This is a genomic window from Flavobacterium bizetiae (assembly GCF_902804475.1).
Lineage (GTDB): Bacteria > Bacteroidota > Bacteroidia > Flavobacteriales > Flavobacteriaceae > Flavobacterium > Flavobacterium bizetiae.
Window position 1 is genome coordinate 13,448 of record NZ_CADCSU010000114.1, and the last position, 22,678, is coordinate 36,125.

The 22,678-nt window shown below is 34.3% G+C and carries 21 protein-coding genes and 1 tRNA gene; 13 read left to right on the forward strand and 9 right to left on the reverse strand.

The features are described from left to right. Positions 1 to 37 precede the first annotated feature (37 nt). The 5 genes from FLACOL7796_RS15920 to FLACOL7796_RS15940 all read left to right on the forward strand — a co-directional run bounded on the left by FLACOL7796_RS15920 (position 38) and on the right by FLACOL7796_RS15940 (position 5,910). Positions 38 to 1,900, forward strand: a complete 1,863-nt coding sequence (locus FLACOL7796_RS15920) for a TonB-dependent receptor plug domain-containing protein (protein ID WP_173971720.1) — start codon at positions 38 to 40, stop codon at positions 1,898 to 1,900. A 168-nt stretch (positions 1,901 to 2,068) separates the two neighbouring features. Continuing rightward, positions 2,069 to 2,917: a helix-turn-helix domain-containing protein gene (locus tag FLACOL7796_RS15925; RefSeq protein ID WP_173971721.1), complete on the forward strand. Its 849-nt coding sequence runs from the start codon at positions 2,069 to 2,071 to the stop codon at positions 2,915 to 2,917. A gap of 79 nt (positions 2,918 to 2,996) precedes the next feature. After that, positions 2,997 to 3,722, forward strand: coding sequence for a siderophore-interacting protein (locus tag FLACOL7796_RS15930; protein WP_173971722.1), 726 nt, complete (start codon positions 2,997 to 2,999; stop codon positions 3,720 to 3,722). Between the two features lie 140 nt (positions 3,723 to 3,862). After that, entirely contained in the window at positions 3,863 to 5,122 is a 1,260-nt protein-coding gene (locus FLACOL7796_RS15935) for a putative DNA modification/repair radical SAM protein (RefSeq protein WP_173971723.1), read from the forward strand. 5 nt (positions 5,123 to 5,127) lie between these two features. Continuing rightward, entirely contained in the window at positions 5,128 to 5,910 is a 783-nt protein-coding gene (locus tag FLACOL7796_RS15940) for a TIGR03915 family putative DNA repair protein (RefSeq protein WP_173971724.1), read from the forward strand. A gap of 17 nt (positions 5,911 to 5,927) precedes the next feature. Here the strand turns inward: FLACOL7796_RS15940 and FLACOL7796_RS15945 are convergent, their stop codons facing one another. Then, positions 5,928 to 7,508 (reverse strand): Na+/H+ antiporter, encoded by a 1,581-nt coding sequence (locus tag FLACOL7796_RS15945; RefSeq protein ID WP_173971725.1) that lies wholly within the window; start codon positions 7,506 to 7,508, stop codon positions 5,928 to 5,930. Between the two features lie 33 nt (positions 7,509 to 7,541). After that, complete coding sequence (locus FLACOL7796_RS15950) at positions 7,542 to 8,438, reverse strand: helix-turn-helix domain-containing protein (protein WP_173971726.1); 897 nt, start codon at positions 8,436 to 8,438, stop codon at positions 7,542 to 7,544. A gap of 168 nt (positions 8,439 to 8,606) precedes the next feature. Between FLACOL7796_RS15950 and FLACOL7796_RS15955 the strand changes: the two genes are divergently transcribed. Next, the gene (locus tag FLACOL7796_RS15955; protein WP_173971727.1) at positions 8,607 to 9,587 is read left to right on the forward strand and encodes an aldo/keto reductase; all 981 of its coding nucleotides are present in this window, start codon (positions 8,607 to 8,609) and stop codon (positions 9,585 to 9,587) included. 64 nt (positions 9,588 to 9,651) lie between these two features. Here FLACOL7796_RS15955 and map read toward each other — a convergent pair whose 3' ends face one another. The 3 genes from map to FLACOL7796_RS15970 all read right to left on the reverse strand — a co-directional run bounded on the left by map (position 9,652) and on the right by FLACOL7796_RS15970 (position 11,718). Then, entirely contained in the window at positions 9,652 to 10,416 is a 765-nt protein-coding gene (map, locus tag FLACOL7796_RS15960; protein WP_173971728.1) for a type I methionyl aminopeptidase, read from the reverse strand. A gap of 39 nt (positions 10,417 to 10,455) precedes the next feature. After that, entirely contained in the window at positions 10,456 to 11,280 is an 825-nt protein-coding gene (locus FLACOL7796_RS15965) for an SIR2 family NAD-dependent protein deacylase (RefSeq protein ID WP_173971729.1), read from the reverse strand. A 75-nt stretch (positions 11,281 to 11,355) separates the two neighbouring features. After that, complete coding sequence (locus FLACOL7796_RS15970; protein WP_173971730.1) at positions 11,356 to 11,718, reverse strand: ketosteroid isomerase; 363 nt, start codon at positions 11,716 to 11,718, stop codon at positions 11,356 to 11,358. Between the two features lie 228 nt (positions 11,719 to 11,946). On the opposite strand from FLACOL7796_RS15970, the gene FLACOL7796_RS15975 reads away from it, so the two are divergent. From FLACOL7796_RS15975 to FLACOL7796_RS15995, 5 genes are all read left to right on the forward strand, one after another. Beyond that, positions 11,947 to 12,426 (forward strand): GNAT family N-acetyltransferase, encoded by a 480-nt coding sequence (locus tag FLACOL7796_RS15975; protein ID WP_173971731.1) that lies wholly within the window; start codon positions 11,947 to 11,949, stop codon positions 12,424 to 12,426. 425 nt (positions 12,427 to 12,851) lie between these two features. After that, positions 12,852 to 15,677 carry a TonB-dependent receptor gene (locus FLACOL7796_RS15980; RefSeq protein WP_173971732.1) on the forward strand — a complete coding sequence of 942 codons (2,826 nt, stop codon included), beginning with the start codon at positions 12,852 to 12,854 and terminating at the stop codon, positions 15,675 to 15,677. Positions 15,678 to 15,704: 27 nt separating this feature from the next. After that, entirely contained in the window at positions 15,705 to 16,913 is a 1,209-nt protein-coding gene (locus tag FLACOL7796_RS15985) for a DUF4876 domain-containing protein (protein WP_173971733.1), read from the forward strand. Positions 16,914 to 16,920: 7 nt separating this feature from the next. Further along, positions 16,921 to 18,432, forward strand: coding sequence for a DUF6850 family outer membrane beta-barrel protein (locus FLACOL7796_RS15990; RefSeq protein ID WP_173971734.1), 1,512 nt, complete (start codon positions 16,921 to 16,923; stop codon positions 18,430 to 18,432). 32 nt (positions 18,433 to 18,464) lie between these two features. Continuing rightward, a complete protein-coding gene (locus tag FLACOL7796_RS15995; protein ID WP_173971735.1) occupies positions 18,465 to 19,607 on the forward strand; it encodes a cytochrome-c peroxidase in 1,143 nt (380 codons plus the stop codon). A gap of 104 nt (positions 19,608 to 19,711) precedes the next feature. Here FLACOL7796_RS15995 and FLACOL7796_RS16000 read toward each other — a convergent pair whose 3' ends face one another. Both FLACOL7796_RS16000 and FLACOL7796_RS16005 read right to left on the reverse strand, forming a co-directional pair. Further along, on the reverse strand, positions 19,712 to 19,969 hold the full coding sequence (locus FLACOL7796_RS16000) for a hypothetical protein (protein WP_173971736.1): 258 nt from the start codon (positions 19,967 to 19,969) through the stop codon (positions 19,712 to 19,714). A gap of 104 nt (positions 19,970 to 20,073) precedes the next feature. Then, a tRNA-Met gene (locus FLACOL7796_RS16005) sits at positions 20,074 to 20,147 on the reverse strand. A 153-nt stretch (positions 20,148 to 20,300) separates the two neighbouring features. Between FLACOL7796_RS16005 and FLACOL7796_RS16010 the strand changes: the two genes are divergently transcribed. Together FLACOL7796_RS16010 and FLACOL7796_RS16015 are read left to right on the forward strand one after the other, a co-directional pair. After that, positions 20,301 to 20,693 carry an START-like domain-containing protein gene (locus FLACOL7796_RS16010; protein WP_026984135.1) on the forward strand — a complete coding sequence of 131 codons (393 nt, stop codon included), beginning with the start codon at positions 20,301 to 20,303 and terminating at the stop codon, positions 20,691 to 20,693. A 54-nt stretch (positions 20,694 to 20,747) separates the two neighbouring features. Then, positions 20,748 to 21,587 (forward strand): aminotransferase class IV, encoded by an 840-nt coding sequence (locus tag FLACOL7796_RS16015; RefSeq protein ID WP_173971737.1) that lies wholly within the window; start codon positions 20,748 to 20,750, stop codon positions 21,585 to 21,587. Here FLACOL7796_RS16015 and FLACOL7796_RS16020 read toward each other — a convergent pair. Both FLACOL7796_RS16020 and FLACOL7796_RS16025 read right to left on the reverse strand, forming a co-directional pair. Continuing rightward, positions 21,584 to 22,144, reverse strand: a complete 561-nt coding sequence (locus tag FLACOL7796_RS16020; RefSeq protein WP_173971738.1) for a YqgE/AlgH family protein — start codon at positions 22,142 to 22,144, stop codon at positions 21,584 to 21,586. The two genes, FLACOL7796_RS16015 and FLACOL7796_RS16020, sit on opposite strands and share 4 nt — an antisense overlap. A gap of 128 nt (positions 22,145 to 22,272) precedes the next feature. Beyond that, the gene (locus FLACOL7796_RS16025) at positions 22,273 to 22,545 is read right to left on the reverse strand and encodes an HU family DNA-binding protein (RefSeq protein WP_017498096.1); all 273 of its coding nucleotides are present in this window, start codon (positions 22,543 to 22,545) and stop codon (positions 22,273 to 22,275) included. Between the last annotated feature and the right edge of the window lie 133 nt (positions 22,546 to 22,678).

Here is a 22,678-nt window from a genome sequence, read left to right on the forward strand (position 1 = left end):
TACGGCAAGATACTACTTTTGCAAAAAATTAAAACAAATGACAAAACTTTATTTTGCTGCACTGACTCTATTAAGTGTTAGTTTACAAGCTCAGGTGCAAAAAGATACCATTAATATTGATGAAGTAATTATTCATGAAAATAGGTTTAGTACACCAATATCTAAGAAAAACAGAAACGTTTATGTAATAGATCAGGCCACAATTGCAAAATTGCCGGGACGATCTGTTCAGGAAATTTTACAATATGCAAATGGTGTTGATTTAAGACAAAGAGGCCCTTTTGGAAGTCAGGCTGATGTAAGTGTTGATGGTGGAAGTTTCGAACAAACGGTCGTTCTCTTAAACGGAACTAAAATAATCGATTCTCAAACCGCGCACAATATGCTAAACCTGCCTATTCCGGTTGAGGTAATCGAAAGAATCGAAATCATTCGCGGACCAGCGGCGCTTACTTATGGTGTAAATAGTTTAACGGGAGCTATTAATATTATTACCAAAAAACCAACGCAATCCGGATTTTTAGTCAATTCTTATGCAGGTTCGAATTTTGAAAAAGATACGCAAAATACGGGCGATACTTTTTACGGAACCGGAATTCAGGTGGGTGGAGTTTTAAGCAAAGAAAAACAACAACATTCACTTTTTGCATCTCACGATAAAAGTAACGGATACCGCTACAATACGGCTTTCGAAAATAATAAAATATTTTATCAGGGTAATTATCAGTTGAACAATGCCAACGAAATTTTAACTTCTTTCGGGTATATCAACAACGGTTTTGGTGCAAACGGTTTTTACGCCGCTCCGGGTGATAAAAATTCTAGCGAAGTCGTACAAACAACTTTTGCCTCTATACAATCGAAACATCAATTGTCTGAAAAATGGACTTTGATGCCCAGAGTAAGTTACAGATACAATTATGATGATTACCGTTATTACGGAATTGCAAATCTTAAAGCAGGCAGAAGTCAGCATTATAGTAATTCAGTAGCGGCAGAAGTGAACACGACCTATAAAATGGAAACGGGAGAATTAGGTTTTGGTGCCGAAGTACGAAGCGAAGATATCAGTTCGTCTAATATTGGTGATCATAATCGCGATAATTTTGGGATTTATTTGCAATACAGAACAACTTTTATCGAAAAACTGGATGTGAATTTTGGAACTTACCTAAATTACAATTCAGATTATAAATGGCAGGCATATCCGGGATTAGATGCTAGTTATGCGATTACAGATGCTTTTAAAATCATTGGAAATATTGGTACAAGTCAGCGTATTCCTTCGTTTACAGATTTATATCTCAACCAGCGTCCGGGAAATATAGGAAATCCTAATTTAGAAACCGAAAATGCTTTTCAGAGTGAAATCGGATTTAAATACATCAAAAGAGATTTTAGTTTTAATGCCAATTATTTCTTCAGAAAGATCAGCAATTTTATAGACTGGACCAGAAACGTAACTACTGAGCCTTGGCAAAGTAACAATTACGGAAACCTGAATACTAACGGTTTTAATTTACGTACGAACTACAGAGTGAATTTTTCTAACGAATCTAAGTTGAATATTAATCTTGCATATTCTTATCTGGATTTTAAATTTCAGGATGTAATTTCAACTGTTTATGCTAAATATTTAGTTTCATCTTTAGAGCATCAGGTAACCAACACCATAGATTTTCAACATAAAAATTTCACCGCTTTATTCGCGACTCGTTTCAGTCAAAGAGTAACCGGACCATCATATTGGGTAAATGATTTTAGAGTAAGTCAATCGATCAAAAAAGTAACCGTATATGTTGATGCGCAAAATATTTTCAACACTACTTATTATGAGGTAGGAGCGGTACCGCTTCCTTCTAGATGGTTTAGTCTGGGAGTAAAATTTGTGACTTTCTAAGTATTTCCTTTTTAGTTTTATTATAATGAAAAAGCCCTTTTGTCTGTTTGAGATAAAAGGGTTTTTGTATTTAAAAAGGATTGCCCGATATTGATAATCATTTTAGGATTAATTTTCTAAGTTTGTACAACCTCATCGTTTACTATTTATAACTCCAAAAAAAGCAATTTGAAAATTCCTATTTACAATCAGAGATCAGAAGCCGTAGGAGGAATTTATATTGCTGAATTGACTGCATTAGGAAAAGATGCGGCGACGATGAATAGATTAGGAACGCATCGCGATGATTTTTATATTTTTTTGATACTCACAAAAGGAAAAGCAATCATGGAGTGCGACATGATCGATGTAAAAACCAGCGCGCAAAGTATTGTCATAATTAAGCCTTTTCAAATTCATGCGCCAAAATTTGTTTCGCCGGATGCCGCCGGATATTATATTGGTGTCGCTCCGTTTTTGATTCCGAATAATTGTGCTGCGGTATTTCAAAACTTAAAAATTACAGATCAGGCTCATAAAATCGATAAAATACAAAAGAAAGATCTCCTTGAAACAGTAGGTTTATTGCATCGTGCTTTTGAAACTATTACAGTAAATAAAACCGCGATTGTAAACGGTTTCTTTACAGCTCTTATTTATCGTTTCGTGAATTTATATTCAGAATCTAATCATTCGTTATCAGAACATAAAAATCAATCTACTCAGATTTATTCTAATTTTAAGCAATTGATTTCGAACACCACTTTTTTAGAAAGTCCTTCCTTTTTTGCTCAAAAACTAAACATTACAACTTCGCATTTAAATTATTGTGTGAATGCTTCTACGGGTAAATCAGTTACTTATTGGTTGCAAAATGCCATGATTTTAGAAGCGCAACGATTTTTGTATTATACTGAATATGATGCTAAAGAAATTGCCTTTATGTTAGGTTTTGAAGATCATACTTACTTTTCGAGATTATTCAAAAAAGTAACCGGAGAAACTCCTTTAGCCTTTCGAATGAAATTCCGCGAATAGTCCAATCATCCCACTTGGTTATGCAATCTGTGTTTCTGGTTTTAATCTCAATTTTGCATTGAAATTAAAACAGACCACTATGAATTCGATGCCTAAAATTATTGGAGATTTTATGGAACTCGCTTTTAGCAGCAAGATTTGCAAAGTAAAAGTTACCGATACTATAATGCTTAGTGAAAATATCAAAATGATCCAATTCAAAGGTCATTTTCCGCACATTAATTTTAAAATTGGTCAGGCTATAATTATCAGGATTGATGATACTAATTATCGCAATTATACCCCAAGTAAATGGAATAGCGAAGAAGGAACCTTTGAAGTGATTTTTCATGTTCATAAAAAAGGTCCCGGAAGTCGTTTTGTCGAAAACCTAAAACCAAATGATCAAATTACGGTAGGTTTGCCGCGAGGTTTTGAATTTTTTAAAACCGAAGAAAAATACCAGTTTTTTTATGGAGATGAAACCTGTATAAGCGTTTTTAAAAGTTTTAAGGATGAAATTAATGCGAATGAAAACAACTATTTGGGCATTTTAGAATTAGATCCAGCTTCTGCAGAAGTACCAAAAGATTTAGGAATTGCGGTTGATATTATACCCAAATCGGCTAATAGTGCTGAACGTGCGGTAAATATTCTAAATAATTTCGACGATACCATTTGGGATTTATGGCAACACGCACATTTTTATTTAATGGGAAATGCAAAGTCTATTCAAACCTTTAGAAAAGCCTTAAAAGCAAAAGGTATTTCGAATAAAAAAATCTATACGCAAGCGTATTGGGCAGAAGGGAAAATTGGACTTTGATCTTTTATTATTAATTAGTTGAGATTGCTTTATTGAAATTTGATACAATTTAGAACAACCAATTTCAGCCCTTTTGTATCTTAAAAGAGTAGTTTTGAGGCGAAACAAATTTAGTTTTTTAACCACTAAAAAGACTCAAAATGGTACATGAAAGAGTGATGGAGAAGTTGTCGATTTTGGCTGATGCGGCGAAATATGATGTTTCATGTTCGTCAAGTCAAAGCAATCGAAAAAATAAGGATAACGGATTAGGAAATGCGAAAGGATATGGAATTTGCCATTCGTATACTGAAGACGGACGTTGTGTTTCGTTGCTGAAAATTTTACTAACCAATCATTGTATTTTTGATTGCGCCTACTGCGTAAGCCGAAAAAGTAATGATGTAAAGCGAGCTGCTTTTACCGTGCAGGAAGTCGTGGATCTAACGATTGGTTTCTATAGAAGAAATTATATCGAAGGTTTATTCTTGAGTTCCGGCATTTTTGATAATCCTGATTATACAATGGAACGTTTGGTAAGGATTGCCAAGAAATTGCGTCTGGAGGAAAATTTTAATGGATACATACATCTTAAAGCGATTCCTGGTGCGAGCGACGAATTGCTGCAACAAGCCGGAATGTACGCCGATCGTTTGAGCGTAAATGTAGAAATGCCAACCGAGCAAAGTCTTAAATTATTAGCGCCGGACAAAAATCATATCGATGTGATTAAACCAATGGAATATCTTAAAAAAGAAATCGTTGGTCATAAAGAGGAGAAAAAACTCAACTACAAAGCCCCACTTTTTGCTCCGGCGGGACAAAGCACTCAAATGGTTATTGGAGCAACTCAGGAAAATGATATGGAAATTCTGGGCATGGCCAATTATTTCTATGATCAAATGAACATGAGACGTGTATATTACTCAGGATATGTACCCATAAGTTACGATAACAGACTTCCAGCCATTGGAACTCCTGTACCAATGATTCGCGAAAACCGTTTGTATCAGGCCGACTGGCTGATTCGTTTGTACGGATTTAATGTAAATGAAATTGTAGGTTTCGATCAGCCCAATCTTGATCTTGACATTGACCCAAAATTAGGCTGGGCATTGCGAAATATGAATCAGTTTCCGGTTGATGTAAATACGGCCGATATCGAACTCATTAAACGTATTCCCGGTATTGGCTTTTTGAGCGCCAGGAAAATTGTAGCTGCCAGAAAATTTAAAAAACTCGTTCCTCAGGATTTACAAAAATTAGGAATCGCCTATACACGCGCCAAATATTTTCTGGCCTTTGCAACGCCTTTTCAATTACAAAAGGATTTAACCTCTATTCAAATCAAAGATCAAATTTTAGATTCGCAAAAGAGTAAATACAAGAATGACTTTTCGAACCAACTTGCTTTATTTTAATAAAAATGACACAGGTAATTTACGATAGTACTTTTGAAGGCTGGGTTACAGCCGTTTTTGAAATTTATGAATATAAATTGCAGGATATTGTTTTTGCTAAAAACGAAGCTTCTGCCGATTTGCTTTTTTCTACCAATCATTTCGTGATTACAGATGAGGTAAAAGTAAATCGGGTTTTAAGTGGTTTAAAAAAACGCCTTTCTCAAAATGCATATCACGGTTTGTACCAGGCTTTTTTATCAGAAACCCATAAAATTGAAGAAATCATGTTTCGGTATGTGCAATATGTATTGTCAAGTACCATAAATATAGAAGATGATTTTAGCAATAACGATGTTTTAGAATTACGAAAAGCCATTAGGCTTACCGGAAAAGAAGCACATCGTATGGAAGCATTCGTCAGGTTTAAGTTAACCAAAGACCAATTGTACTACGCAATTGTCGAACCGGATTGCAATGTATTGCCCGTGATAGAAACTCATTTTAAAAACCGTTACGCTGATCAGCGCTGGTTAATTTATGATAGCAAACGTAAATATGGTGTGTATTACGATCTGAAAAATGTATCGACTGTAGAATTGCAATTTAATGCTGAATCGAGTTCCTCAAAATCTTTAGCCGAAATAGGGGACGAAGGCGAAGAACTTTTTCAGGATCTGTGGCGTAATTATTTCAAAAGTGTGAATATCGAATCGAGAAAAAATACAAAACTCCATCTTCAGCATATGCCAAAACGATATTGGAAACATCTGACGGAGAAAATTCCGGATATTAAAAAGAGAGTTTGATGTTAAAATAAATGTCTTTACAGATAACGCAATTTTTCTTCTTCGATATCTAAGTAATGCATTTGGCGTCTAATGATCGTTTCATCCAGAGTTCGGTCTTCTTTATTTTTATTGATGAGCCATTGTCTTTGCTTATTTAATAAATCAAGATAAATTACTTTAAGCTCTTTTCCTATTTCTTCGTCATCAATACCATTGCTGTATTGTTCCCATTTCTGAATAAGATGCTGCAGCGAAGTATTGTTTTCGATTTCGTCGCTATAATTGGTTTTAAGATAATTTAAAGCAAATTCAGCTAATTCGTGACGCAGATTATTATGCGCTTCTTCTTTTGGCAAAGGATCATAAATAGCGGTAAGATTAATTTTTTTAATGAAATAAGGCAATGTTAATCCCTGAATGACCAAGGTTAAAAGAATAACGATAAAAGTGATAAACAAAATAAGATTCCGTTGCGGAAAGCCGTTGCCATTATTCAAATAAACGGGTATCGATAAGGCTGCAGCCAATGATACAACACCTCTCATTCCTGTCCAACCCAGTATAAATGGCGTTTTGTAACCCGGATTTCTTCTGTCGGCTACCGTAATAAAGTTGCGCGCAATAAGTGTCACGAGAACCGCTCCGTAAGAAGATAACATTCTGCTGATAATTAAAACAAAGGTGATCAGAACGCCATACCCGATTGCCGACGAAATGCTAACATCTTCGACTTTCAGTCCGTCTGTAATTTGAGGCAGATCTAAACCAATCAGCATAAACACAAAACCATTTAAAATAAAAGTAAGACTTTGCCAGACATTGATACCCTGCAAACGGGACCTACTACTCAAAAAACGATGTCTGTTATTCGATAAAAGCAAACCGCCGCATACTACGGCCAGGACGCCCGAACTATGAACTTCTTCGGCAGCGAGGTAAATAATATAAGGTGTAATCAATGATAAAACAATGTCGACATTGGCATCGGTAGGCAAATATTTATGCGCTTTCATAAAAAGCCATCCAATTAATAAACCAATTCCAACGCCGCCAAAAATCATCCAGCTAAAACTTACCGCCGCTTTATAAAATATAAATTGCTCAGTCGCGACGGCAATCATCGCAAATCTGAAGATAATTAAAGACGATGCATCGTTCAGTAAACTTTCGCCTTCTAAAATGGAAGAAATAGTTTTAGGTACTTTCACAAATTTTAAAATAGCACCGGCACTTACCGCATCAGGAGGTGATACAATGCCGCCCAAAACAAAACCTAACGCTAATGAAAATCCCGGTATAATATAATTCGCGACTAATGCAACAGAAAGTGCAGAGACAAAAACGACTACAAAGGCAAAACTCGTAATAATACGTCGCCAGCGCCACATTTCTTTCCAGGAAACTGTCCATGCCGCTTCATATAATAAAGGCGGAAGAAATATAAAGAAGATCAGATCAGGTTCGATTTTTATTAAAGGTACTTTTGGAATAAAACTAATAGCCAGTCCGGCCAATACAAGTAATATCGGATAAGCAACTTTTATTTTATTAGCCAACATAATCAGTAATAAAATAACAATTAACAGGCCTAAATAAAAAGGGAAGTTATCAAGCATTCTTTTGGTTTATGAAATCTGGTTTAAGGATTTTTAGTTTAAATTTCTGTATTCAATCGGGGTGTAGCCCGTATTCTTTTTAAACATTCGATTAAAATGCTGGGGATATTTAAAACCTAATTCAAACGCGATTTGGCTTACCGATTTTTCAGTATCAAAAATTCGTTCTTTCGCTAAGGTAATTAATTTTAAATGAATGTGTTCCTGCGCTGATTTACCTGTTTCTTTTTTTATTAAATCTCCAAAATAATTAGAAGAAAGGTGCAAACGATCTGCAAAATATCCAACAGAAGGCAAACCTGAATCCTGCGTATTGCCAGATTGAAAATATTCGTTTAGCAAATTTTCAAATTTGGATAAAATATCGGTATTGATGTTCGCACGCGTGATAAACTGCCTGTCATAAAAACGCACACAATAATTTAAAAGCAGTTCTATATTATTACTGATAATATTTTTGCTGTGCTTATCAATAGACTGACTTAACTCGTATTCTAATTTACTAAATAAATCTTTTATAATCTGTTGTTCTTTTAAAGATAAATGAAGCGCTTCATGAAAATCATAAGAAAAGAAAGAATATTGACTGATGTTTTTCGCCAGTGAAGTTCCTCTTGTCAAATCAGGATGAAAAAGTAAGGTCAAACCGGTAGATTTATAATTGTCGGTATTATTAACCTCGAGTACTTGTCCGGGTGCGACAAAAACCATTGTACCATCGTCATAATCATAATTGTTGCGTCCGTATCTTAATTCGCCACAATTTCCGGCTTTTAAAAATATTGCATAAAAACCAAAGTGTATGCGCGTATGATTGGGTAAAGGTTTACTATTCGAATTATCAAAAACACTTATTAAAGGATGTTGCGTTTCGACACCTTTTAATTGATTGTACTGAGTAACTTTTTCGAGTTTGATGAAAGGATCCATGATGCGTCTGTGAAATTATATACACAAATATACTACTCAGATTTTTAATAACTTAGCGTGATTAGGCAAATCAGTAAAAATGGTTAGAATAGCAGTAATCTGTATTATAAGCAACTGATATTATTGGAGGAAATTTGTAGTATTAAAAATGATTTTAAAAATAAAATTATGGAAAAGAGAATATTAGGAACTCAGGGGTTAGAAGTTTCTGCACTGGGATTGGGTTGTATGGGATTAAGTTTTGCTTATGGCGCTCAGATCGAAAAACAACATGCTATAAAAATAATCAGAGAAGCCTATGAGCACGGAATTACCTTTTTTGATACTGCCGAAGCTTATGGTATTGCCAATGAAGAGTTGGTAGGAGAAGCTTTAAGTCCGTTTAGAAAAGAAGTGGTGATTGCGACCAAATTTGGTTTTAAAGATGGAAAGGCATTTAACGGACAAGATAGCAGACCGGAAAATATCAGGGCTGTCGCCGAAGAATCTTTAAGACGTTTGAAAACCGATGTTATTGATTTATTCTACCAACACAGAGTAGATCAAAATGTGCCAATGGAAGACGTAGCCGGAACGGTGAAAGATCTTATACAGGAAGGAAAAGTAAAATACTTTGGACTTTCTGAAGCAGGTGCTTCATCTATTCGAAAAGCGCATGCCGTTCAGCCTGTTTCTGCTTTGCAAAGTGAATATTCTATTTGGTGGAGAGAACCTGAATTAGAAATTTTACCAACACTTGAGGAATTAGGAATTGGTTTTGTACCATTTAGCCCTTTAGGAAGAGGATTTTTAACGGGTGCAATTACAGAAAGCACCAGTTTTGAAGAGAACGACTTTAGAAATACTCTACCTCGTTTTAGTGAAGAAAACAGAAAAGCCAATCAAAAACTAGTCGATTTACTTTCGGCAATTGCTTCTCAAAAACAAGCCACCCCTGCACAAATTGCATTAGGCTGGTTATTGGCACAAAAACCTTGGATTGCGCCAATTCCAGGCACAACAAAATCACACCGATTAACAGAAAATATTGGTGGAGCCTCAATTAAACTATCTGTAGAAGATATTAAAAATATTGATGATGCTTTTGCTCAAACTACTATTCAGGGAGATCGTTATCCTGCACAATTGCAAAAAGCAGTAGACAAATAAAAAAGTAAAACCCTTAAATAAATAATTATTTAAGGGTTTGTTTTTTAATATCGTTTAGAATCTTTTAATTCCAGATTCCGTTCATTGCAGTCAGAATAATAGGTTTGCCGTTTGTAACCACAATGGTATGTTCGTGTTGCGCCATATGTCCGCCTTTGTTGCCCACCATTGTCCAGCCATCATTAAGTTCTACAGCAAGCGACGAAGAAGTCGATATAAAAGTTTCAATTGCTACAACCGAATCCTTTTTAAAACGTCTTTGATCAAATCGGTTTTTATAGTTTAGTAATTCATCCGGTTGTTCATGCAAGCTTCTTCCAATACCATGTCCTCCAAGATTTTTGATTACTTTGTAACCTCTTTTTTTAGCTTCTGTTTCGATTAGATAACCTATTTCAGAAATTTTCACTCCGCCTTTTATATTGTCGATTGCTTTTTGTAAAATATCTTTTGAGGCATCAACCAATTGCTGATGTCCGTTTACATCTTCGCCAATTACAAATGAACCGCCGTTATCAGACCAGAAACCATCCAATTCTGCCGAAACATCAATGTTGATTAAATCGCCTTCTTTTAAAATTCTTTTATCAGAAGGAATGCCGTGGCAAAATTCATTATTTACACTAATACAAGTCCATCCCGGAAAACCATACGTTAAATAAGGCGCCGATTTTGCACCTAAATCATTCAGTATTTTTCCGCCAAATTCGTCTAATTCCTTTGTTGTCATTCCAGCTTTGGCAAAGTTTCTCATTTCCTTAAGAGTATAAGCAACAGCTTCACTCACCTTTTGCATTCCGATTAATTCGGATTCTTGTTTTATTGACATGATTCTATTTTTTTTCTGATTTTGTAATTTTCGTTTGGACTAACAAATGTTCTTAAAAATTTCTTTTATGGTTTTAAGAGTTTCAGTTGATGTACCACGAATAATAATTTTATTTTTCTTGTCTTTAATCAATTTTGTAAACAAATTGTCTTCTGTATTAATGTCAACAATTGTTCCTCCATATTTTAAAGTAGTTTCAGCAATGGCTATTGGTAAATTTGTTGCTCCGGAAGTGCCGGCAATAAATAAAATACCTGAATTTTTAGCAATTTTTAAAGCGCTAAATCTTTTGTTTGTTTTTTCGTCATAACGCTCATCAAACCATAAAATATTGGGTCTCATCCAGCTGCCGCATTCTTTGCATTTTAGTAATTCAATATCATTTGCTGTTAAATCTTCGTCTATGTCTTTTCCTTTTATTTCATCCGGAAGATTTACTATTTCCCTACAACCGTTAGAACATTTAATTTCTCTGTTATTGCCATGAATTTCATAAATTCTTTTTGTTCCGGCGCGTCGGTGTAAATTGTCTATGTTTTGAGTTATTAAATGAAATTTATCTTCTAAAAGATTTTCAATCTCTACTATTTCGCGATGACTTTCGTTGGGTTTGGCATTTTCAAACATTTTTTTTCTAAAAAGCGAATATTGCCAAACCTCTTCCGGGTGTTCTTTAAAATATTTATAAGTTCCAAATTCTTCCGGTTTATGAAATTGAGTTCCTTTTATCCATATTCCATCTATTCCTCTGTAAGTTGGTATTCCGCTATCAGCAGAAATTCCTGCACCGGTCAAAAAAGTGAACAAATTTCTGTTATTTTTATCGTATACCTTCTTTATTATTTCATAAAGTTGTTCTTCCATATCCTGATTTTAATTTCAAAAAAGAACAAATACTATTGCCTTTAAAAATTTGAAAATGAATTATTAAATACAAAACTAATTATTTTCTAGCAGTTCAATATCCATAGTTTTAATTAGTCCGTCCTGAAAAGTATAAATATGCTTGACAATTCCGTCAAATATTAAATTTCCCTGAAGATCTTTTACATTCTGTTTTACCTTAACCTCCAGACTTCCATTTTCCCTTTCATTAAAACCAACTGGTTCAACTTTAGGATTTATTTCTGTCCATTGTCTTGTCCAGTATTCCTTGATTTCATTGTGCCCGCTTATGTAACCGCCTTCCCATGCTTTTGACCATTGTACGTCTTTTTGCATGGTCGATAAGGCGTTGTCAATATTTCTTTCGTTAAAAGAATGATATGCTTTCCTTATAGTATCTTCAAATTGATTTGCCATTATCTTTCAAAATTTAGTTTTAAGATTTATTCTAAAATCCTTGATTCAAATATTTGTTTACCAAAAAATCCACCATTTTTTAGTTTTGGTTATTTGATGAAAAGTTTAAACCATTGCTAATATAAAACTATTTCACAAACAACGAACTACACCATTTATAAAACCCAAAAATCAATTTTGTAAGCTCTTTTTTTAATTGAATCAAAAAGGATTTAATATATTTGAAATATGAGTATAGATACTAAAAACATAACGATCAGGCCTGCTGACAAGAATGATTTGCCTAAGCTAGCCCAATTTCTGCAAATTCTTGTTGATGCAGAACGACCATTTGATCCCACACTTAAAGAGGGTGAAATATTTTATTATGATATACAGGAATTGATAGAAGATAAGGCAACAGAAATTTTGGTTGTCGAAAGTAATAATGAAATTATTGCAAGTGGTTATGCGCAAATTCGGGCTGCAAAACCATATGAAAAATACGAACTATTCGGATATCTCGGTTTTATGTTTGTAAGTTCAGAATTTAGAGGAAAAGGCATTAGCGGTCTTTTGCTTGAAGCGCTTAAAAAATGGGTTTTATCTCAGGGAATTACCGAGGTAAGATTACAGGTATATGATGAAAACGAAGCTGCAGTGCGTGCCTATGAAAAAGCAGGTTTCAAAAAAATCCTTACTACAATGCGTTGTGATATAAGTGAATGATTGTATCAGAGTAGCATTCATTCAAAATGAAAAGCCCTTAAACTAGTACAGTTTAAGGGCTTTTTTTGCAATAAAGGGTTAGGATTCAAACTTCACTTAAAAGAAGAAATCAAAGATATTCACTCAAAAGCAGCTTTGCTTTTTGTAATTATTTACTTTCAGAATAAAATATTAAAATAGAAAAAGTGAATTGTTTCCAGCTTTTTATGAGTTAAGGATAAATTTTTATCATTAAAAAATAATTTATTAAGTTGTTGTTTATTAATGATTTGTAAATATGAGAGCAAACTAATTCATCTCTTTAAAATAGGAGTTTTTACATTTTTAATTTATACTATTTTTATTCAGTCTAAATTAAGTTATATTTGCAACTTTTAATCACCGTTCTGTTATACATCGTATAATCGCATTTCAAAATAAATACAATGACTTCTTGTAATAGTCTCCCCGCAATAACTGTTAAAAGTGTAAAATCTATTCTTGTTTTATTATTCCTTTTGTTTTTTAACCTTGGTTTTACACAAAGCATCAATAAAATAAATATTCAGATTATCGTTAAGGATGCCGAAAGTAAACTGCCAGTAAAAGGAGTTTTACTTGAGGCAGAAGGATTAGCTCAAAAAGGAGAAATGTTGTCAAATGATTTTGGAAATCTTATTCTGAATGATGTTGCAATGGGGAGTTATAAAATAAAACTATCTCATAAAGGGTATAAAATCCTTGAAAAAAAGCTGGACTTTACAACCAGTCAAACTCTCACTTTAGAGTTAATTCCGTCAAGCATTGAGCTAAATGAAGTTGTGGTCACGGCAACAGAATCTCGCGGAATGACCAGTACATCGATCATCGATAAACGAGCGATGCAGCATTTACAGCCTTCAAGTTTTACAGATTTATTAGAATTACTGCCTGGTGGACGCTCAAAAGATCCTGTGTTTAATGCTTCTAACCATATAAAATTAAGAGAAGTAGGAACGTCTGACGCCAATTATGATATTTCATCACTTGGAACTTCTTTTGTTATTGACGGAATTCCTTTGAATACCGATGCCAATTTGCAATACACAACAGGACCAAATGTCACTATTACAAAAGGTTCCGGATATGCCAATACACGCAGAAACACCACGTCAAAAGGCGTAGACATGCGTTCTATTTCTACAGATCAAATTGAGAAAGTAGAAATCATCAGAGGAATTTCATCTGTAGAATATGGCGATTTAACTAGCGGACTGATCAAAATTAAACGAAAAAGCGGACGCAGTAATTGGGAATCACGTTTTAAAGCAGATGAATTTAGTAAGTTATTTTATGTAGGCAAAGGATTTGAATCTGAAGAAAAGCGTTTGGTATTGAATGTTGGTTTAGATTATCTCGATGCAAAATCAGATCCCAGAAATAGTTTCGAAAATTACAAACGAATCACAGCATCCGTAAGGGCTCAAAAAACATGGGAAAATGAAAATCATCTTTTGCAATGGAATTCGAGTTTAGATTATAGCGGTTCTATGGACAATGAAAAAGCAGATCCAAATGTGGGTTATGCAAAAATAGACCGATATACTTCTGATTATAACCGATTTTCGATGGCTAATTCTTTCGATTTAAATTTTAAAACCTCATCATTTTTTAAATCGGTTCAATTGGCGACATCCATTAGTCAGCAATATGATAAAATCGAACAGACAAAATGGGTACAGGTTTCGAATGCAACGGCGATACCTAATAATACAGAACAAGGCGAATCTGACGGTATTTTTTTGACTCCGCAGTATACTTCAAATCTTTTGGTAGACGGAAAACCGTTTGATGCTTTTTTAAAAGCGATGGGAAATTTTGAAATGCGTTTATTTGGATTAAAACATGCTCTGAAAGCAGGCTCAGAATGGATGTATTCTAAAAATAACGGAAAAGGGCAGGTGTATGATACCACGCATCCGCCATCTCCTGAAATGTCTACACGTCCCAGATCCTACAAAGACATTCCGGCAAGTACAGATATTTCTTTTTTTGCTGAAGATGCCATTACAATTTCGCTTGGAAAACATCAATTGAATGCTGCTGGCGGAATTCGGGCCATGTCGTTATTGAATGTGCCATCTGCTTATGCTATTTCCGGAAAATATTATTTCGATCCCAGAGTAAATGCGCAATGGGTTTTGCCGTCTTTTAAAATTGGTGAAAAGTCTTTTAAAACAGAATTTACGGCAGGTTTCGGGCAGTACACTAAATTTCCGACGCTCGCTCAGCTTTATCCTGATTTTATATATAATGATCTGGTGCAGCTCAACTTTTACCATAATACGCCTGAATACAGAAGAATTAATTTAATGACTTATAAAACTTCTCCTGTAAATTATGATTTAAAACCAGCAATTAATAAAAAATGGGAAATTCGAACTGATTTTTTATATGATAATAATCGATTTTCGGTGACTTTTTTTAATGAACGGTTAGATTCCGGATTCAGAAATGGTTCCCGTTATCAGGCGCTTTCTTATAAAAAATACGACAATAATTCTATCGATCCTACAACCCTGACAGCTCCGCCTGATCTTGCTCAGATGAGGTTTGTCATGGATACTTTACTGACGTCGTACAGCATTACCAATAACGGAAGTAAATTACTAAAAACCGGAGTAGAGTTTCAATTTTCTTCGAAGCGTTTTACAGCAATTAATACCCGTTTTACCGTAAATGGCGCCTGGTTTAAAACCACGTATACCAATAGCAATCCTGTTTATAAAAGCGGACAAAAAGATATTATTATAAACGGAAAACGACTTCCGTACATAGGTCTTTATCAATGGGATGATGGCTCAGAAAAGCAACAATTAAATACCAACTTAATTGTAGATACTTATGTTCCTTCACTTGGTTTGGAGTTTTCGAGTTCGTTTCAGTTTTTATGGTTTATAAGCGATCAGTCTACGCTGCTAAACGGAACGCCAATCGCGTATATAGATCCTTCCGGAAAAGAGCATCCTTATCTCGAAAAAGACAAAACCGATCCTATTTTGCAATGGCTGGACATCAAATACAACGATGCTTTGTTTCAGGAAAAAACAATCCCAATGTCGATGAACATGAATTTAAAAGTCTCTAAAGATTTTTATAAAAGATTTAGAATTTCCATGTTCGTTAACCGACTCTTTAGTTACTATCAAAACTACGAAATCAACGGTCAGAAAATAGAACGAAGAGGACTTAACTCTCCTTATTTCGGGATGGAAATCAACTTAAATTTTTAACTTTTAATATTAATAAATACAGCAATTATGAAAATTAAATTACTTCCCATTTATCTAACAATAGCCGTAATGGCACTATTACAATCTTGCTCTAAAGATGATAACAACGATAGTGGCAAACAAACTGCTTTGACGCTAAAATTGGTAAATCCAACAGATCTTACTAGTGTTACTTTTTCTGATCTTTCGGTTTCTTTTAAAGAATTGAATACAGGAAAAGTAACGCCAAGCAGCGCTTTTGTAAATAATAATCTTTCGATTAATCTAAATGAAGGTTCTTATGAAATTTCTGTTGATGGAAAAATTAAGTACGATGCTGACGGAACTATTGTCGAAGCTTCTGTAAGCGGTTATAAAGAATCGGTAGTAGTTACCGGAGGAACCGCTGTTGTTTCCTTAAACCTTTTCCTGAAAACAACACAATCAGATTTTGTTATCGAAGAGATATTCTTTACAGGAACAAAGACTGCCGAAGGCAAACAATATCAGGGTGATAAATACTTTAAAATTCACAACAATACAGATCATATTTTATATGCAGATGGATTAATGATTGCGCAATCAGAATTTATGACTGTTGATAAACAAGATTACACGCCAAATATTATGGCACAATCATTTGCAGCATCAGCGATTGCAATTGTTCCCGGAACCGGAAAAACGTATCCAATTGCGCCGGGTGAATTTTTTATTATTGCCGATGATGCTATTAACCACAAAGAATATAATCCAGGTTCAATCGATTTAAGAACGGCTACTTTCGAATTTTATACAGAAGATGCCGATGATGTAGATAATCCTGCGGTGCCTAATATGGAGAATTTATTTTCTTCGATGATCATTCACAATAGAGGTTTCAAAAGTTTTGTAATTGCCCGTTTACCAGTCAGCAAAAACACCTATTTAGCAGATTACACCTATGATTATGAATATAATTTAGTGTTTGGAGGAGAAAGTTACCCAATGGGAGAAAGTGTTTATTCTATCCCAAATGCATGGATTGTAGATGCTGTAAACTTAAGCGTTCAGTCAGAATTTAAATGGATTGTTACAGCTCCGTCATTAGATAAAGGATGGACATACTGCGGAAAAGTTGATGCTGACCAAACACGTTACGGAAAAAGTGTTCGTCGTAAGGTGCTTTCGACAACATCAAACGGTAAAAAAATATTGAAGGATACTAATAATTCTACATTAGATTTTAGCCCTGAAGCTAAACCATCTTTAATGAACTAATACAATCATGAGCTTTCGTTTCGTCTTACTGTTTTTTATTTTTAGTTCCGGTATTTTGCATGCGCAGGACAGTACTTCGGTGCTGCTGCGCATTCATGAAAATCAGCTTCCTGAAAATAATTTTTCTAATGCCTTTTATACAAATCCTGCCAATATGTTTTATGCGCGACATTATTCGTTATCGCAATTAAGTGCCGGTTATAATAATTCGTCGCAGCAAACCAATATACAGGAATTAGGAAATGGCATTCGTCAGTTTCTGGTCAACGCACAATCTTATTATAAGATCGATGCCGAAAACACCGTTTGGGGAAATGCCTATTATAAAAATGACCAACGTAAAAATGTACAATGGAATGAAAGCTCAGATTTTCAAATCATATATCCATATGTAACCGCTGATTCTATAGGAGGAAATCTCTCTTTCGAGGAATATTCTTTTAAAGGAGGTTATACTAAAGCTTTTCAAAAAATGACACTCGGGATTGTGGCTGATTATCGCGCTTTGATGGAATATCGTGATACAGATCCCAGACCTAAAAATACGGTTTCAGATCTTAACGTGGCAGTTGGTCTTTCGCAAAACATAGGAAATCATTATGCTATTGGAACTTCAGTTAATCTTCAGAAATATACCCAATCGAATAATTTAAAATTCTTTAGCGAATTAGGCGCTCCGGCTGTTTATCATATGACTGGTCTTGGTATGTACAGTAACTTGCTTACCGGAAACAAACTAAGCTCTTTTTATGACGGAAAAGGATATGGCGCAAATGTGCAATTTTTTCCTAAAGATCGAAATGGATTTGCCCTATCTGTAGGTTACAATCATTTTGATTACGAAAAAATAATGACCGAATTTCAAAATCTTATTGCCTCGAGTATTCTGGAAAAAAGATACGAAGGTGAAGTTTCATATTTAAAAAAATCCGAAGAAAGATCGTGGGGTACAAAAGTTGAATTTTATTATAGCGACCGTGCCGGAACCGAGAATATATTCGACAACCAAACCACAACATCGTATATCAAAATATCTGAGTATACTAAATATACCAATCAGGTAACATCGATATTATTTTCCGGATTGTACAGTAATCCCAATCCTGAATTTTCGTGGTCGGTGGCACCAAGTTTCAATTTAAAAAATACTGCCACAAAATATATTGATCCTTTACGCAAAGTCGATGTTCAGAAGGCTATTGGCCGAATCGATTTTTCTGTATCAAAACTTTTTTCGAAATCGCTAATCAATCTGTCAACTTCTTTCGAGCATAGTTGGGCTTTAGATGCTAAAATGAATCTTAGCGATCGTACCGAAACCAATCAGATTTTCGAAATGTTAGATTACAATTTCGCTTATTTATCTTCTGCTTATACCAAAGTTAATCTGGCATCGCGTTGGGATTATAAATACGCAGCCAACCTTAATTTTTTTGCTAAAGCAGGTTTCGATTACTACAATTATTCTAATAATAAAAACAATACCTATTTTCAAATGTCAATGGGTTTGACATTTTAATTTGATATTAAAAAAATCTCTATTGCTTTATAATGAAGTCTATTTTATTAAAAACCTTTCTTTTCGTTTTCTCCGTCAGCATTGTATATTCATTGTTGAGTTTTGGTGCTTCTATGAGCGATAAAATAACAAACGAAAATTGGCGGGAACTGTATAGTAAACCAACCAAACAATGGCCAAAACCTACAATCGATAAAGATGTTGTCTGGCAGGAATTAGAATCTTTGGATATTGATACCAGCTATTATGAGAGAATGGAAGATCCGAAAGTGATTTTAGGTCAGATGCTTTTTTTTGATCCAAAACTTTCCGGTTCGAATCAGGTTTCGTGCAGCAGTTGTCATGATCCGGAATTGGCCTGGGGAGATGGGAGAGAAGTATCTTTAGGAAATGACCATCTGCAAGGCAAAAGAAATACACCATCATTATATAATATAAATGCCCGAAAATCATTTTTTTGGGATGGTCGTGCAAGTACTTTAGAAGAACAGGCGCAAGGCCCGATTACGGCACATCATGAAATGAATATGGATTCGAAAAGTCTCGCTAAAAAACTGAAAAAAGTAAAAGGTTACGCCGGCTTATTTCAGAATGCTTACGGAAATACTGATATTACTTATGAAAAAATCCTGCAGTCGTTAGCCACTTTTCAAAAAACAATACTCAGCAAAAGAAGCCGATTTGATGATTTTGTAGATGGCGATTACACGCAGTTATCTGATCAGGAAATACACGGACTTCATCTTTTTCGTACCAAAGCACGTTGCATCAATTGTCATTCAGGAAAATATTTAACCGATGAATCATTTCATAATATCGGTTTAACCTATTATAAAAGAGAATTTGAAGATTTAGGACTTTATAATATTACCAAAAAAGCAGAAGATGTGGGGAAATTCAGAACTCCCTCGCTTCGTGATGTAATGTATACCGGACCGTGGATGCACAACGGTTTTTTTGATAATATGACAGGCATTATCAATATATACAACAGCGGAATGCATATGATTGATCCTGATGAAGCTGAAAAAGCCGCTGATCCTTTATTTCCAAAAACAGATGTTTTGTTACAGCCCTTAAACCTTGATGATACCGAAATTGAAGCCTTAGTTGCATTTATCAAAACATTATCCGGCCGACAATACAAAATGGAGCGTCCGCAGATACCGAGATAGATCAATATTAAAGTTGTAAAGTGAGATAAGAGGATTTAAATATTTGAATCCTTTTATCTCACTTTATATTTCATGACCTATTCTTTGCGTAACAGAAAGATAATTTATTTCTCTTCTTCTAAACCGTCAACGGCCGAAATCTGATCCAGGATATTCGTTTGGTTAGGCGAAATGTAATTTTTTACTTCGCTAGGAGTTTCTTTCTTAAAAAGAAGATCTAAGGCGTGATAAAGTCGTAATAAAACTTCTTTGTCTTCTTTTTCAATTTCTAAAGCAGTATTAAAATTAAAAACATAATTATTCGAATTGCGTACTTCTACTTTTATCGTTTTTGATGTGATTTTAAATTTAACTATATCCATTGTTTCTTCTTTTTTAGATATTTGAGATGTTCTTATGAAGTTCTTTTAAACAAAACTACAATAAAAAAACCCTAATCAATTGATGATTAGGGTTTTGTTTTTTGTAGCGAGGACGGGAGTTGAACCCGTGACCTCAGGGTTATGAATCCTGCGCTCTAACCAACTGAGCTACCTCGCCAAGATTGCAAGTGAACCGTGTTCCTCATTGCGGGTGCAAAGATAGAAATAATATTAATTGTTGCAAGAATAAAATGAAGAAAAAAAAATATTTTTAAAAATGCATTGTTTTTGGACATATATTCTTATATTTCGAAAAAATTAAAAGTAGCACATGGATCCAAAAATACGTTACGAAATCGAGTTTCCCATAAATTCTTCGCCGCAATTATTATATCAATATATATCAACACCGTCAGGTTTGTCAGAATGGTTTGCAGACAATGTAAACTCAAGAGGCGAATTTTTCACTTTTATCTGGAATGACTCGCAGGAAAAAGCACGTTTGGCCTCTAAAAAAACAGGAGAAAAAGTAAAATTCAAATGGGTTGACGAAAGCAGTAAGGATACAGAATACTTTTTTGAGTTGCATATCTTAGTCGATGAACTGACTAAAGATGTGTCATTAATGGTAGTCGATTTCGCTGAAAAAGAAGAAGTAGGAGAAGCTAAACAATTGTGGGAGAATCAGATCTCAGATCTAAAACATCTTATAGGATCTGTTTAGTAAAATTCTATTTTATACCTTATATTTGCCCTGAACAAAATTCAGGGTTTTTTTATGATCAATTTTAACGGAAACATAGTAGCACAAGACGATAATGTATTAACTCAAAATCGTGCTTTTTTGTATGGAGATGGTGTTTTTGAAACACTAAAAATAGTGAATAATAAAATCTTGTTTGTCGAAGATCATTACTTTAGATTAATGGCTTCGATGCGTGTGGTTCGAATGGAAATTCCGATGAACTTTACAATGGAATATTTTGAAGAGCAGGTTTTAAATCTTGTAAATCAAAAAAATATTTCGGGTTCAGCCAGAGCAAGAATTACGGTTTTTAGAAATGATGGAGGTTTGTATTTGCCAAAAACAAACGAAGTTTCATTTTTAATTCACGCAACGGCACTTGAAAGCACTTTTTATGCTCTAAATACTGCAGAATACGAAGTAGATTTGTATAAAGACTTCTATGTAACCAAACAGTTATTATCGTCGATTAAAACGACTAATAAAATGATAAATGTTACCGGAAGCATTTTTGCTCACGAAAATGGTCTGGCTAACTGCATTTTAGTAAATGATACTAAAAATGTTGTTGAAGCATTACAGGGGAACTTATTTATGGTTGTGGGTAAAAAATTGATTACGCCGCCTGTTTCTGAAGGATGTTTGAACGGAATTATGCGTAAGCAAATATTAGCTTTGTCTAAAAAAATAACAGACATAGAAGTAGTTGAAGAAATAATTTCGCCATTTGATCTTCAAAAAGCTGACGAATTATTTCTGACAAATGTAATCACGGGGATACAACCGATAACTAAGTATCGAAAAAAGGAGTTTACAAGCAATCTGGCTCATTTATTAGTGCAAAAACTGAATGAATCTATATCTGAAAATTAATTCAGATACGGATTTTCAGGTGCATTCGACCAAATAAGATAGTCGCCTCCGAGCTCAATAATTTGCTCTTTCCAAAAATGGGTGGTCGATTTTCCGATAATTTTGTTTTTATAACTATTATCAGTAATGATCCAGGAGTTTCCCTGCATTTCACTCTCAAGCTGATTTTCGTCCCAACCGGTATAACCTAAGAAAAAGCGAATATTGTTTTTACCAATAGATCCGTCGTTTATTAAGTCTTTAGTCGATTCAAAATCACCTCCCCAATAAATTCCGTTAGAAATCTCAACACTGTTAGGTATTAATTCCGGAATATTGTGAATAAAATAAAGGTTGTCCTGTTCAACCGGGCCTCCGTTATATATTTTGAAACTGGCGTCAATTTCAGGTATCAAATCATTAATAGTATACTTTAAAGGCTTATTAATGATGAATCCTATTGATCCTTCTTTGTTATGGTCTGCTAATAAAATTACCGATCTATTAAAAGATAAATCTCCAATTATAGAAGGCTCGGCAATAAGCAGGTGTCCTTTTTTTAATTTTTCTGAAATCATACGGCTACAATTTTTATTAAATTTAATCATAAAATTTTTAAAATCCCAAATAAAATCGTTAAACCGCACAAAAAAACCCTCCATGAGGAGGGTTTTGATTATATTATAAGTTTAGAGAACTTTCTTACTTAGTTCACTGCACCTTCTAATTCTGCTCCAGCTTTGAATTTTACAACATTTTTAGCAGCGATTTGAATAGTTTTTCCAGTTTGAGGGTTTCTTCCGTCTCTAGCAGCTCTAGCAGATACTGACCAAGATCCAAAACCTACTAATGAAACTCTACCACCTTTTTTCAAAGTAGCTCCTACGTTTCCTAAAAATGACTCTAAAGCTAATTTTGCCGCAGCTTTTGTAATTCCTGCATCAGCAGCGATAGCATCGATTAATTCTGATTTGTTCATAATAATTAGTTATTAATTGTTGGTTAAAAAAAATTGTTAATACACAAATTTAGTAGGAAATCCGTTCCTTGCAAGTGTTTTCTTTAATTTTAGCAAAAATTGTTGATAACTTGCTTTTTTTGTTCATAACGCT